The sequence below is a fragment of the Pigmentiphaga sp. NML080357 genome (assembly GCF_002188465.1).
Classification (GTDB): Bacteria; Pseudomonadota; Gammaproteobacteria; order Burkholderiales; family Burkholderiaceae_B; genus Pigmentiphaga.
In genome coordinates, this window is the sequence record NZ_NINW01000024.1 from 74559 (window position 1) to 88415 (window position 13857).

Consider the following 13857-nt stretch of genomic DNA (forward strand, 5'->3'; position numbering starts at 1 on the left):
TCAGAACTTGTACTTCAAGCTCACCGTGACGTTGCGGGGCGCGCCATAGGTGAGCTGGCTGTACGCCGAGAACATGCCGTAGTACTTCTTGTCGAACAGGTTGTTGATGTTCAGCTGCCCGGTCAGCTGCTTGGTGAACTCGTAGCGCGCCATGAGGCTGACCAGGGGGTAGTCCTTCTGCTCCACCTTTTCGATCACCCCGAGCGGGTTCTGCGCGTAGGTGTAGGTTTTTCCTTGCCAGTTCACGCCGCCGCCCACCGTCAGGCCGCTCCACGCGCCGGGCAGGCGGTAGGTGGTAAACAGCCGCAGCAGCCGGCGCGGATACAGGCTGTTTACGTCGGCGCCGTCGGCGTCCTTCGCACGGAAATGGGTGTAGCCGGCGGCCACGTTCCAGTTGGGCGCCACTTCGCCCGTGACTTCGAGTTCGAAGCCCTTGCTGGTGGCTCCGTCCACGGCGCGGTAGGCGGTCTCGGGCGGATTGGTGCCGGGCACCGTGTCCGTGGTCTGCTGCGCCAGGTTGCTCTGCTTGATGTGGAACACGGAAGCGGACGCGTTCACCCGGCCGTCCAGGAATTCGCCCTTGATGCCGGTTTCCATGGCCTTGCCGACGACCGGGTCGAGGTAGCGGCCGTTGATGTCGCGCGCGTTCTGGGGCTGGAAGATGTTCGTGTAGCTGGCGTACAGCGAGTACTTGTCGTTGAGGTCGTAGATCACGCCGGCGTAGGGCGTGACCTCGCCGTGGTTCTTGAGCTGGTAGGAGCCGCTGTAGGAAACGTCTCCCATCCTCTTGTAGTTCGTCACGCGGGCGCCGACGATCACCTTGAGCGGATCGGTCACGTTGAAGCGCGCGACGCCATAGAGCGCCTGCTGCTTGGTGCGCCCGTTCTCGTAGAAGGTGGGGTCGCCCCAGCTCGGTTCCGGAAAGGAGCCGTCCCAGGCGTTGAAGTCCGTCGCGAGGCCGCCCGCGGGATCCGCGGCGCGGCTGTCCGCGTTGAATTTCTGGCTGGAGTAGACGTAGCCGAAGGCCAGTTCGTGCTTGCGTCCCAGCAGTTCGAAGGGACCATCGGCTTGCACGGCCACGTCGTCCTGCGTCGTTTTCACGTCGTAGGACGCGGCGAAGGTCGTCATTCCCAGGCCGGTGGCCCTGTCCGGCGCGCCGGACAGGTACAGCAGGTGCGAATCGGCCTTGCGCTCGCCGCGGGTGTAGCTGAACCGGACTTTCCAGTCGTTGTCGAACCGGTGCTCGAGCGACGTGAAGTACGTCTGGTAGGTGGAGTCCCAGCGGGTCCAGTCGGCGGAGGAGGTCTTGGACCGGCTCCAGTTCGTGGGCGTGCCGTCGCTGTACCACAGCGGCAATCCACCCCACATCGGGCCGCGCGCCTTGTTTTTCTGGTAGCTCACGCCCGCGGTCAGCAGCGTGTTGCTGGTCAGGTCGGCCTCGAGCGTGGCGAAGAGCGTCTGGCTCTTATTGCTCAGGAGGTCGACCCAGCTGTCGCGTTCGGAATGCTCGCCCACCACGCGCATCCGCACTGTCTTGGCTTCGTTGACCGGCGTGGAGAGATCGACCAACCCGCGGCGCTGGTTCCAGTTGCCCAGGTTCACCTCGGCCTTGCCCGTGAATTCCTTGCTGCTGGCACGCTTGCGCACCATGTTGATGGCCGCGGATGGGTCGCCGGCGCCGGTGGTGAGCCCGGTCGCGCCGCGCACCACTTCCACGCGGTCGTACATGGACAGACTGGTGAAGATCTCGCCCGAGCTCCACGGCTGCTGCCAGGTGGTCGGGACGCCATCGATCATGAGCGTATTGATGTCGAAACCGCGGGCATTGAACTGGCCCCGGTGGGTTTCGTACTGGTTCACCGAGATGCCGGTGGTGTTGTTGACGACGTCCGTGATGGTCAGCAGGTCCTGGTCCTCGAAGCGCTGCTGCGTCACCACGGTCACGGACTGGGGCGTGTCGCGCAGGCTCAGGCCCAGCGGGGTAGCGGTGCTGGAGACGCCCAGCGTGGTGTAGGAGCCCGTGCCTTCGGTGGTTTGCGCGTTCTCGTCCTGCCGGGACGCATTGACGGTGATTTCCGGCAGCACGGCCGGCGCCTGCTGCGCCGAGGCGAACAGCGGAAAGGCGGCGGCGATGCACAGGCTGAGGCGCTTGAGTCGAACGGGCACTACGGGACGGGCTGCCATTTTCTCCCTCGTCATGATCTGTCTTTTGCTGGAACTGGAGTGCAAGATCCGGAGCGGGCGGCCGGCGGGACGTATCGTCAACCGGGCGCGGGATGGCCGGATTCCCCTCTTGCAAGATAACGAATGATAATTGTTTTCATTTCTATTTGTTTCGTTTTTGTGTGAATGTCTGTTGCAGGCAACAGCATTGCCGAGTCCTGGAGCGGATGCATCGCGGTCGGGAAGGGGCCTTCGTCAGGCCGCGGCCAGTTCCACCGGCAGATACTTCAAGTTTTCGCCGAAGAAGCGCCGCTCGTCCGGGCGCAGGCTTCGCATCAGCTTGCGCAGACGCGCCACCGCCTCATAGGCCTGGGCGCAGAGCCCGCTCTCGTAGGCGCTGAACCAGGCCGTTTCGAGCAGCAGGTTCGCCATTTGCAAGGGGCCGTACTGCGCATGGCCAGCGTCGTGCTCCTCGAGGGTGAAGCGCGCGACGTTCGACCAGCTGGTATAGCCCTTGGCTGGGGAGAAGGGAGCATGATAGGGCTGCGTGGCCTGGACGACCTGCCCGATGGAAAGCGGCGCCTCGGCCTGGAAGCTGCGCAGATCCGGCTGGCGCTTCGCGGCGCATCCTCCCCGCGCGATCCGGAGCAGGAATACGGTGTTCCAGGCGGAGCCGCCGCCCACGCCGAAGCGGTCGCAGATCCATTCCGACAGGCCGATCCAGCGGATCGCCTGCAATTGCACGGCCCCGCCGGCGTCCCGGCGCGCGGGGTCCAGCAGTCCGTTGATCCAGAACAGCCAGAGCGACCAGCCGATGTTGGCCGCGACGTCCTGCGCGGACTCGATGGAGTCGGCCTCGTAGGCCGCCTGCAGGGCGCCGGACAGATCCTGGATGGCGCGCGTGGCGGCTTCGGCGCGTTCGGCGAGCGGCACGGTTTGCAGCGCCATGGCCACCGATTTGGATAGCAGGGCGCGCAGGTTGAGGAATTCGAAGCGCACGCGCGGGTTATAGCGGATGACCGGCTGCAGTTCGAGGTCGCCGCCGATGCGGGCAAGCTCGGCCTGCGCGGCCGGGACGCCGCCCTGGGCATAAAGATTCCAGCCATGCGCGATGGCGGCCATCGCGGCAAACGAGGGTAGGGCCGGGCGGTCGTCCTTCGCATGCAGGTAGGGCTGCAGGCGCAAAAGCGCATCCTCGCTGCGCTCCACTTGCCCGTGTCGGCGCCAGGCCAGGCTTTCCTTGAGCACGGAGAGGGCCGCCTGGAAATCGTCCTTCGCGGCCCGGTGCGCAACGCGAAAGCGCTGGGCCACGCCGCGCTCGCTGGAGGCACCCATGCCGTCCTTGGCCATGCGCAAGGCATGCGTGAGTTCATTCCAGTACGTGACGTCCTGCATGACATAGGCAACCGGATCGCCGGCGCCGTCCTGCAAGGACTCGGCGCCGAGAAACGTCGAGACCCGCGCAAGGTCCACCGGCTTGCCGTCCAGCCGGATGTCCAGCCGCTGCGCCTCCCCGGGAGCCAGCCAGAACGGTCCGCGGCTGCGCCCGGCGAGTTCGAGCAAGGCGGGATCCCGGTCCGCATGCCGGCCCCAACCGACGGACACGCCCCAGGCGCGGTAATCCGCATAGGCGCGCGAGACCATCATGCGAAGCTTGGCAGCGCCGGGAAAGCGGGCCAGCAGAGCCGATACGGGCACCGGGCCGGCGCGTTGCCGGTCGGCGTAGTACAGGCGCAGGAGCAGCCACAGGGATTGATACCGCGCCGGGCGTCCATCGACCTGGCAAGGAGGGCGAAGCTCGATGCGGACTTTGTTCCTGGGCATGGAAGCAATACGAGGTGGAGGAATCGGCGGGCCGGTGCGGCACGCCAGGCGGCAGGTTACACCGGTTACAGCCGCGCGTTTTACCCGGGGCGACCGCCCGCTTAATCTTGCGCTGCCTTCACCCGGGGAGGGCGAACCCGTTCAGTCAACCACTTCTGAAAGTTCGCATACACCATGCTTATTCCAACACTGTTTCGCAAACTCGCCGCGGCCTGCGGCGTGACCTTGCTCGCGGCCGCTCCGGCGCTGGCGGCGCCAAGCTGCAAGGAGGATCCCGCACTGGCCAAGGCTTTCGCCCAGGCGGATGCCCGCGGTACCTTCGTGTTGCTCGACGGACAGACGGGCGCTCTGGTTTGTCACGATGCCCTGCGTGCCGAGGCCGGCTTCCTGCCCGCCTCGACCTACAAGATCCCGAATTCCGCGATCGCGCTGGAGACTGGCGTGGCCAGCGGACCCGACTTCGCGTTGCCCTGGGACAGCCGCCGCAACCCCCGGCAGGACTGGTGGCCGCAGGCATGGGCGCAGGACCAGACCCTGGCCACGGCCCTGCCCAACTCGGTGGTGTGGTTCTACCAGGAGCTCGCCCGGAGGATCGGGGCCAAGCGCATGCAGGCCTACGTGGACCGGTTCGACTACGGCAACCGGAATATCGGCGGCAGCATCGACCAATTCTGGCTGACGGGCGACCTGCGCATATCGGCGCTTCAGCAAGTGAAGTTCCTCCAGCGTTTCTATACCGGCATGCTGGGCGTTTCCCAGCGGTCCACGCAGATCGTCAAGGACGCCATCGTGCTCGAACGTTCGGACGCCTACCGGCTCAGCGGCAAGACCGGCTGGGCCCGCCTGGGGGAGGCCGCCGGGGACCAGGTCGGCTGGCTCGTGGGCTACCTGGAGCAGGGCGGGAAGGTCTACTTCTATGCCTTGAACATGGACATGCGCAAGCCCGAACATGCTGCCGCCAGGCTCGGCATTACCAAGGCCATATTGCGTGAGCGCGGCTTGATGCGTTGAGCGAGATGCCGCCCTAGCCGGATTGCGCGTCCAGCGCCAGCGATGCCGGCGTTCTCCCCTGGCGGCGAATCGCCTGGGGCGGTTGGCCCAGCGTCCTCAGGAATGCCCGCCTCATGCGTTCCCGGTCGCCGAAGCCGGTTTCCGCGGCAATCACGTCCAGCGACAGGCGTCCCCGTTCCAGCATCAGCCTTGCCGCTTCCACGCGCAGGTGCTCGACGGACTTGGCGGGCGACTGACCGGTTTCCTCACGGAACGCCCGGCTGAACTGGCGCGGACTGAGGCCGGCGACTTCGGCCAGGTCTTCGACGGACAGCGCCTTGCGCAAATTGGCCTTGGCGTAGTCGATGGCTTTCTGGATGCGGTCGGACTTGGGTTCGAGTTCGAGCAGGACGGAAAACTGCGACTGGCCGCCTGCGCGCCGGTGATAGACGACCAGCCTGCGAGCGACGGTCCGCGATACTTCCTGCCCGTGGTCGTTCTCCACCATGGCGAGGGCGAGGTCGATGGTGGCCGTCATGCCCGCGGAAGTCCAGATCGATCCGTCGACGATGAAAATCTGGTCTTCCTCGACGGCAACCCTGGGATAGCGGCGTTGCAGGTCGCGAGCGAAGCGCCAATGGGTCGTTGCGCGCCGGCCGTCAAGGACACCCGCCTCGGCGAGCACGAAGGCGCCGGTGCAAGGGGCCGCGATGCGCCTCGATGTTTCGAGCGAACGGCGGACGAACGCGGCGAGGCCGGGGGAGGTGAAGTCGGTATCGATCCCGGAGCCGAACATGACCGTATCGAAAGCGGTGTCGTCGAAAGGCCGGGTTTCGACCTTGAAGCCCGCCGAGGCGGGCACGAGGCCGCCCGACTCCGAAAGCAGCGTCACTTCATAGGCCTGCTCGCCGAGGACGAGATTCGCCGTTTCAAAAACGGTGATGGCCGCGAAGCCCAGGAGATTGAAGTCGGGAAATACGACGAAGCCTATGCGGTGCATGGCTCGACTCCGGCATGTCCGAAAACTCCAGTATTTACGACGTTTGAGACAGCGGCAAGGAGTTCTATCCTTTGCGCATGCGGCAAGGTTGCCGCCTCCCGGCCCCGCGGCCGGGATATCGGAGGCGCTCGCGGCTTTCGTCCGGCGCCTTTCAGTCGCGTCACGACTCAACGCTGCGGAAGATCGTTCATATGGATCGTCGATTGCTCATGCTCGCGGTCGGGATGTTCGCGATAGGGACGGACAACTTCGTGGTTGCCGGCATCCTTCGGGGCGTTGCCGAATCGCTCGATACGACCATCGGCCTGGCCGGGCAGATGGTCACCGTCTATGCCTTGTCCTTCGCGGTCATGGCGCCGGTGATGGCCGCGGTGGCGGGGGGATGGCCACGCAAGCTCCTGCTGGTTTCCGCGCTCGGCATATTCGTCGCGGGCAACGTCATCAGCGCGCTGGCGACGGATCTGAATACCGTGCTTTTCAGCCGCGCCCTGGCGGGCCTTGGTGCAGCCATGTTCGTCCCCACCGCGCTCGGCGTGGGCGCCTTGCTCGGAGAGCCCGCCCGGCGCGGCCGGGCGTTGTCCACGGTGACCGCTGGCCTGGCCACGGCCACCGCCCTGGGCGCCCCGATCGGGACATTCATCGGGGGACTGGGAAGCTGGAGGACCACACTGTGGTTCGTCGCCGTCCTGGGCGCGGTTTCGATGGCGGGCGTCTGGACGATGCTGCGTTCCGTGCCCCGGCCGCCGCGAGTGACGCTCCGGGAAAGATTGGCGCCGCTGGGAGACGTCCGCATCGCCATGACCCTGCTTACGTCGCTGTTTGCCTTCGGCGGATTCCTGATGGTCTATACCTATGCCGGCGCGGTGCTCGAGCCGGTCACCGGGGGCGACGAACGGAAGCTTGCCGGATTGCTGCTCGTGTGGGGAGTCGCCGCGACGGCCGGAAACATGCTGGCCGGCCGCCTGGTCGACCGCTTCGACAGCCGCAAGGTGATCGTCGCGGGCCTGGGCCTTGCCATCGTGAATTTCTGCCTGCTGCCCTGGACGGTCGGCCATGCCTGGAGCGCGACGATTTCATTGGTAATCTGGGGTGTGATCGGATGGGGGCTGCTGGTGCCGCAACAGCATCGGCTGGTGGCCTTCGCCTCCCAGGCCGCGCCGCTGGCCCTGGCGCTCAACAATACCGCGACCTACGCAGGGGTAGCATGTTCGGGCATGCTGGGCGGCGTCGTGCTGCTCGTCATCGCTCCCCGATACCTCGGGCTCGTGGGCGCGATATTGATCGCCGTGGGCCTGGTCCTCGCTACCCTGGTTCCCCGGGCGCCGGGAAGACCTTCCGCAAACGGGCGCCCGGTGCCGGATCCTGCAACTCGAATTCTCCAGGAGTAACAAGCATGGGTAAACGTCTCGACTACAACCAGATCGCGCCGGCCGGCGTGGCGGCGCTTGGCGGCGTCTATGGCTACGTCGCGAAAAGCGGTCTTTCGCATACGCTCGTCGACCTGGTCTATCTGCGCGTCTCGCAGATCAACAATTGCGCGTATTGCCTCGACATGCATACGCGGGAATTACTGAAGAAAGGGCTGGGGATCGAGAAGCTGGCGCTGCTGCAGGCCTGGGAGGAGGCCGGCGATCTGTTCGACGAACGCGAGCGGGCGGCCCTGGCCTGGGCGGAGTCCGTGACTCGCGTGGCGCAGACCGGCGTACCCGACGAGGCCTACGAAGCGGCCAGGGCGGTATTCGACGAGAAGGAACTCGTGGATCTCACCATTGCGATCAGCCTGATGAACGCCTACAACCGGATGGCCATCAGCTTCAGGAATACGCCGCAAGCCGCCTTGGGGAAATAGAAGGGCAGGGGTTCCGGCCGGTAGAGAAGCCGGGACCCTGGCCTTGGCCTACTTGCCGGCGGCCTTGATCAACCGGTCCGCGTACTCCTGCCAAGGCGACTTGGCGTCGATGCCTTCGAACAGCCCCTCGCGCGCCAGGCCGGCCACCCAGTCCTGCTTGCCCGCTGTCGCGCCGGCCATGAAAGGCTCGAAGCCGGCCTCGCGCACGGTCTGTGCCGCCTCGCGCATTTCCTCGGCGCGACGCTTGCCGTGTTTCACCACCCGGCTGAAGAAGTAGGCACCTTGTTTCTCCCAGTCGATCTGCGGAAAGGTTTCCTGCAGGGTCGGCAGCACATGGGCCTCGACGCCATAATGGCGCGCCGTGGCGTAGCTTTCGATCACCAGGGCCTCCAGGCCCTTGATCATGATGCTACGGCTCATCTTGATGGCAGAGGCCACGCCCAGTTCGTCGGAGACGGGCTTGGCGTCCATGCCCCAGCCGGTCAGCGTGGCCGACAGGTTTTGCGCGCGCTGGCCGCCCAGCAGCATGGGGACACGGATGCCGTACGGCGGCACGGAGGTCATGACGCCTGCTTCCACGTAATGCGCGCCCGCGGCTTCCAGCGCGGCGGCGGCATTGCGCTTGGTGCCGGGCGATGCCGAGTTCAGGTCGAGAAACACCGTGCCGGGACGCACGTGGCGGGCGGCTTCCTCGGCTACCGCCAGGGTGTTGGACGCCGTGACGGCCGAGATCAGCAGCGTGGCCCGCTGGCAGAGCGCTGCCATTCCGTCGACCGGCTCGATGCCGTCGTCGGCGGCGGCCTTGCGCGCTGCGTCGCCGGCGTCGGCGCCGAACTTGACGTCCCAGGCGCAGACCTCGTCCACGCCGTCCTTGCCGCGCAGCCCCCGGCCAAAAATGCCGCCGACCTCGCCGAATCCGATAATGCCCAGGGTAACGCTCATGTGATCCTCTCTTGCCAAAATCATCGTCTACATCAGAAATCGTAAAACCGGACCGGGCGGCGGGTGGCCTTGCGGACGTCGCCTGTGTGCCGCCGCATCATTCGGGCTTGATGCCCGCCAACCGCGCCGCCTCGCCCGACCGTTCGTATTCCGCGCGCAGAAAAGCCGCAAAGCCTTGCCCCCGCCGTTGGGCGGCATCGGCCACGTCCAGGCCCAGGCCGCGCAGCCTGTCCGCCAGCTCGCCGGAATCCAGCGCCGCATTCGCCGCCTGCTCCAGCCTGGCCAGCACGTCGGCCGGGATGCGCGCCGGCGCGAGCAGGCCCACGTAGCTTTGCGCCGTGAAGCCGGCCACCCCGCTTTCCATGAAAGTAGGAATGTCCGGCGCCAAGGGGCTGCGCCGGGCCGCCGCGATAGCCAGGATGCGCGCCCGCCCCGACTGGTGCAAGGGCAGGGCGGTCGAGAACTCCATCGACGCCAGCTGGACGTCGCCGCCCAGGAGCGCAGGCACCAGGGTATTGCCACCGCGGAACGGCACGTGTTCGATCCGGGCGCCGGTCTGCGCATTGAGGCGCGCCAGCGTCAGATGGGTGGCGCTGCCGACGCCGGACGACGCGCAGCCGACGAACTGACGCTTTGAAAGCGCGACCGCGTCCTGCAGCGTCTTGGCGGCGAACGCGTTGTTGGCGATCAGCACGTGCGCCACCGTGCCCACCAACCCGATCGGCGCGAAATCCTTCAGCGGGTCGTAGGCCAGCTTCGCCTGCACGAAAGGATTCACCGTGAGCGGGCCGTTGGACCCCACCATCAACATATAACCGTCGGGCGCGGCCTGGGCAACCAGCGATGCTCCCAGGCTGCCGCCCGCACCGGCGCGGTTTTCCACGACGATCGTCTGCCCCAGGAGCGGTCCCATTGCCGCGGCCATCAACCTGCCCACGCCGTCGACGTTCCCGCCCGGACCGAAAGGCACGACGAAAGTCAGCGGCCGCTGCGGATAAGCGGCGGCCAGCGCAGCGCCCGTCCACCCTCCGAGAAGCGGAGCGGCGGCAGCCAGTTTGAGGAACTTCCGGCGCGGCGCCGGGCATGGACGGTCATTCATTCGTTCGTCTCCTCTGTTGTCGTGCTCTTATCTGGATCGGCACCTCTACCCGGATGCATGGAACGATTGTGCCTACCGTCCATGTATGCGGGTTGAGTTGTGCGAGGAAAACGTTCGATTTTGTTTATCATCCATGTATGAAAATCGATGTTTCCGAGGCGGACCCTGCGCAAGCGCTGCTATCGCTGCGCGAATTGCGCGTCCTGGCCGCCGTCGTGCGCGACGGCGGCGTCAGGCCGTCGGCCGAAACCCTGCTGCGTACGGCATCGGCGCTCAGCCGCGCCATCGCGCAACTGGAGCGGCGCCTGGGCATGCCCTTGTTCGAGCGCCGCGGACGCGGCATGCTGCCCACGCCCGCCGGCCGCCTCGCCTATGGCCGGTTCTGCCGGATCGAGCACGAACTCGAGCAGGTGCTCGACGAGGCCGCGCGCAACGGCCGGGCGGCCGTCCGGACCATGGCCGCCGTCGAAAGCCTGTTCGACGAACGCCGCCTGACCGTGGCCTCGATGCTGGCCGAGACCGGCCACATGCCCACCGTGGCTCGGCGCCTGGGCGTTTCCCAGCCGGCGATCAGCGCCTCGATCGCCCGGCTCGAGGCCGCCTTGCGCGAAAAACTTTTCCTGCGCACGCCGCGCGGCATGGTGCCGGGCAGCCTGGGCGCCCGCTGGCTGATGCGCTTTGATCGCGCCCTGGCGGAATTGCGCTACCTGAGCCAGGACCTGGCCGCGCTGGGAGGCAGCATGGCCGGCGTGATCGCGGTCGGCGCGCTGCCGCTGGCCCGCACGCGCCTCCTGCCGCAAGCCATCGCCACGCTGCGGGCCGCCCATCCCGAACTGCGCGTGCATGCCCGCGAAAGCCCCTACGAGCAACTATGCGCAGACCTCTTGAGCGGCAAGCTCGACTTCATCATCGGCGCGCTGCGCCCCGAGAGCGACCAGGCCTTGCACCATGAACTGCTGTTCACCGACGAGCTGTGCGTGATGGCGGCAACGACTCATCCGCTTGCAAACCGCAAGCGCCTACGGCTGGCCGATCTTCGTGGCCAGTCCTGGGTGCTTTCGCGCCCCGGCACGCCGCTGCGCGAATCGCTGAACGCATTCTTCGCGGCCCATGGCGAACCCGTACCCATTCCCGCCGTGGAAACCGGAGACCTGGCGCTGGTCAGGGGAATGCTCGTGACGGGCGGGATGCTGACGGTGCTGTCCACGCATCAGCTTCAGTATGAGGTCGAAGCGGGTCAGCTGCGCATGCTGCCGGTATCGCTCGATGGATTGCAACGGCGGATCGGGATCACGACGCGAACCGGGGCGCAGTTGCCGGATAGTGTGCGGGCGTTGCTGGATGAGATCCGGGCGGCGTGCGGGGTGGCTGTCTAGGTGCGTGCTATGCCGCCGAATGACTAATGCCCCGTTCGGTAGCGATCCCACCGGATCAAGCCATTTCTCTCACCACCGGTACCTCAAACTCGCCACCACATTTCTCCGCGGCCCATAAAAGCAAGAGTTGTCGTCCCAGCAAGACGCCACGAACTCCTTGTCCAGCAGGTTCGCCACGTTGATCGCGATCTGCGCGCCCGCCAGCCGCGGGTCGAGCCGCATCAGGTCATACCGGAACGCCGCGTCCAGCACCACGTATCCCGGCACCTTCAGCGTGTTGTCCGAGTTCCCATACGATGCGCCTACATATCGCACCCCCACGCCGAATCCCATTCCCGCCAACGCGCCTTCACCGAAGGTGTAGTCCACCCACCCCGAGGCCAGTTGCCTGGGCACGCCATACGGCCATTTGTCCTGCGCGGTGGTGCTGCGGGTGTTCTTGGTGTCCAGCAAGGTATACGAAGCCATCAGCGCAAGATTTGATGACAGCGAGAGCTTGCCCTCCAGCTCGAGTCCGCGCGAACGCACTTCGCCGGTCTGGATGCTGGCGAACGGGTGGGCGGGATCGGGGTCGGCGGTCTTGACGTTGGTCTGCGTGATGTCGAAGACCGACGCGGTGACGAAGCTCTTCAATCCGTTGGGCTGGTACTTCACGCCGGCCTCGTATTGCCGGCCTTTGGTGGGCTTGAAGGGCTGGCCGTGGAAGTCGGTGCCCAGCACGGGTTCGAACGAGGTGGCGTAGTTGGCGTAGGGCGCGATGCCGTTGTCGAACAGGTAGACGAGGCCGGCGCGCACGCTGGTGGCTTCGTCTCGTTGCGGGGTGTGGGAGATGACGCCGGAGGACAGGGCGCCGGAGTCGGTGCCTGCCTTGGTCCAGTCGTGGCGCACGCCGATCAGCGCCGCCCAGCGGCCGACGCGGATCTGGTCCTGGGCATACAGGCCCAGTTGCCGCATGGTTTGTTTGCTGATGTTGTCGTAGACCGGCAGGTCGATGGCCTGGTGGTAGACCGGGTCCAGCACGTTCAGCGGCGGCACGGCGCCGTAGCCCAGTCGGGCGTCGGCGCGGTTGTGGCGGTAGTCCAGACCGGTAAGGACGGTATGGCGGAATGCGCCGGCCTGGAAGGCGGCTTGTGCCTGGTTGTCGATGGCGATGCCGTCCAGGCTTTCGCGCGAGTCGATGGTCATGCGATTGAGCAGGGGAAGGTCGCCGTCCCAGCCCATCTGGAAGACGGAGCGGTAGTCGTACTTGGCGTGCATGTACCGCAGGTTCTGCCTCAGGGTCCAGGTGTCGTCGACGCGATGCTCGAACTCGTAGCCGACGGAGGCCTGCTTGCGGTCCGAGCGGGAGAAGCCGGGGTCGTCTTCGTAGAAGCGGGTGGGCAGGCGGCCCCAGGGAGAGGGATGGACGGTGCCGCGCGCGGGCAGGTAGGTGAAGGCGCCGGCGGCGGGGTCGTGCTGGAGGTTGGCGAGCAGGGTGAAACGCGTGTCGGCGTCCGGTTTCCAGCTGATGGCGGGCGAGATCGAGAAACGCTTTTCCTTGGCGTAGTCGAGCTGGGTCCCGGTGTCGCGCGCCACGCCGGTGAGGCGGTAGGAGAGGGTGCCGCTTTCGTTCAGCGCGCCGCCGAAGTCGGCTGCGAGCTGCTTGCGGTCGAAGCTGCCGTATTGCAGCTCGAGTTCGCGCGTGGTGTCGGTGGTGGGGCGCCTGCTGACGAGGTTGACCGCGCCGCCGGGGTTGACGCTGCCGTAGAGCACGGATGCCGGGCCGCGCAGGATCTCGACGCGCTCGAGCATGTAGGGGTCGATGGAGGGCGCGATGTAGTAGACGCCCTTGGGCAGGCGCAGGCCGTCCATGAGGCCGATGAAGTTGGCGTCGGCGCCGCCGGGCGTGCCGAAGCCGCGGATGTTGGGATAGTCGTAGCGGCCGGGGCGGGCTTCGGGGACGACGCCGGCGGTGTAGCGCAAGGTTTGCGAGATGGTCTGCGCGCCCTGGTCCTCCATCTGCTGGCGGGTGACGACGGATACCGATTGCGGCGTTTCGCGCAGCGACGAGAGCGTCTTGGTGGCGCCCAGGCTGTCTCGCGCGATATAGCCTTGCTCGGCGCCGAACGGTCCGCTGGCGGTGGCGGCCGTGACGGCGATGGTAGGCAGGACGGCGGGCTGCGCGGCCGCCTGGGGCGACGGGTCGGCCTGCAGGGTGTACATGCCATCGCCGCTGCGCACCGCCATGAGGCCGGTGCCCTGGAGCAGGCGCCTAAAGCCCTCGGCGGTGGTGTAGGCGCCGTGCACGCCGGGCGAGGTGCGGTCCTGGGTCTGTTGGCTGCTGAAGGAAAGGGCGACCTGCGCCTGCGTAGCGTAGCGGTTCAGCGCCGACGCCAGCGGCCCGGCCGGGACGTCGAACTGGCGGACCGTCTCGGCCGCGCCGACGGCCTGCGCCGCCGTGGCCGGGGGCAGGGCGACGCACAGCGTGGCGGCGAGCAGCGTCAGCGAGACAGGCAGGAAAGAGGCGCGATGATGGTGACTGGCGCGGGCAAGATGGCGGCCGGGCATGGACGGGTCCTCGGGCAAAGAGTCGGTTGCAATACCCCAGGGCCGAACGAGCGGCGAAAAGATGAAA

Annotated in this window: 10 protein-coding genes; 4 read left to right on the forward strand and 6 right to left on the reverse strand. The window is 66.7% G+C overall.

Features of this window, described 5'->3' with window-relative positions:
- Together fhuE and CDO44_RS07625 are read right to left on the reverse strand one after the other, a co-directional pair.
- Positions 1 to 2184, reverse strand: a complete 2184-nt coding sequence (gene fhuE, locus CDO44_RS07620) for a ferric-rhodotorulic acid/ferric-coprogen receptor FhuE (RefSeq protein ID WP_087779631.1) — start codon at positions 2182 to 2184, stop codon at positions 1 to 3.
- 234 nt (positions 2185 to 2418) lie between these two features.
- Positions 2419 to 3987 carry a hypothetical protein gene (locus tag CDO44_RS07625; RefSeq protein WP_087779632.1) on the reverse strand — a complete coding sequence of 523 codons (1569 nt, stop codon included), beginning with the start codon at positions 3985 to 3987 and terminating at the stop codon, positions 2419 to 2421.
- A gap of 174 nt (positions 3988 to 4161) precedes the next feature.
- Here CDO44_RS07625 and CDO44_RS07630 point away from each other — a divergent pair, with 174 nt between their 5' ends.
- Positions 4162 to 4998, forward strand: a complete 837-nt coding sequence (locus CDO44_RS07630; RefSeq protein WP_087779633.1) for a penicillin-binding transpeptidase domain-containing protein — start codon at positions 4162 to 4164, stop codon at positions 4996 to 4998.
- Positions 4999 to 5011: 13 nt separating this feature from the next.
- On the opposite strand, the gene CDO44_RS07635 is transcribed toward CDO44_RS07630, so the two are convergent.
- Positions 5012 to 5977 (reverse strand): GlxA family transcriptional regulator, encoded by a 966-nt coding sequence (locus CDO44_RS07635; RefSeq protein WP_087779634.1) that lies wholly within the window; start codon positions 5975 to 5977, stop codon positions 5012 to 5014.
- Positions 5978 to 6168: 191 nt separating this feature from the next.
- Here CDO44_RS07635 and CDO44_RS07640 point away from each other — a divergent pair, with 191 nt between their 5' ends.
- Together CDO44_RS07640 and CDO44_RS07645 are read left to right on the forward strand one after the other, a co-directional pair.
- Positions 6169 to 7365: an MFS transporter gene (locus CDO44_RS07640; protein WP_087779635.1), complete on the forward strand. Its 1197-nt coding sequence runs from the start codon at positions 6169 to 6171 to the stop codon at positions 7363 to 7365.
- Positions 7366 to 7370: 5 nt separating this feature from the next.
- Positions 7371 to 7826, forward strand: a complete 456-nt coding sequence (locus CDO44_RS07645) for a carboxymuconolactone decarboxylase family protein (protein WP_087779636.1) — start codon at positions 7371 to 7373, stop codon at positions 7824 to 7826.
- A 48-nt stretch (positions 7827 to 7874) separates the two neighbouring features.
- Here the strand turns inward: CDO44_RS07645 and CDO44_RS07650 are convergent, their stop codons facing one another.
- Positions 7875 to 8768, reverse strand: coding sequence for an NAD(P)-dependent oxidoreductase (locus CDO44_RS07650; protein ID WP_087779637.1), 894 nt, complete (start codon positions 8766 to 8768; stop codon positions 7875 to 7877).
- A gap of 97 nt (positions 8769 to 8865) precedes the next feature.
- Positions 8866 to 9867, reverse strand: a complete 1002-nt coding sequence (locus CDO44_RS07655; protein WP_087779638.1) for a tripartite tricarboxylate transporter substrate binding protein — start codon at positions 9865 to 9867, stop codon at positions 8866 to 8868.
- Positions 9868 to 10004: 137 nt separating this feature from the next.
- Here CDO44_RS07655 and CDO44_RS07660 point away from each other — a divergent pair, with 137 nt between their 5' ends.
- Positions 10005 to 11243, forward strand: a complete 1239-nt coding sequence (locus CDO44_RS07660) for a LysR family transcriptional regulator (protein WP_087779639.1) — start codon at positions 10005 to 10007, stop codon at positions 11241 to 11243.
- A 69-nt stretch (positions 11244 to 11312) separates the two neighbouring features.
- Here CDO44_RS07660 and CDO44_RS07665 read toward each other — a convergent pair whose 3' ends face one another.
- A complete protein-coding gene (locus CDO44_RS07665) occupies positions 11313 to 13790 on the reverse strand; it encodes a TonB-dependent siderophore receptor (protein ID WP_087779640.1) in 2478 nt (825 codons plus the stop codon).
- Positions 13791 to 13857: the final 67 nt, after the last annotated feature.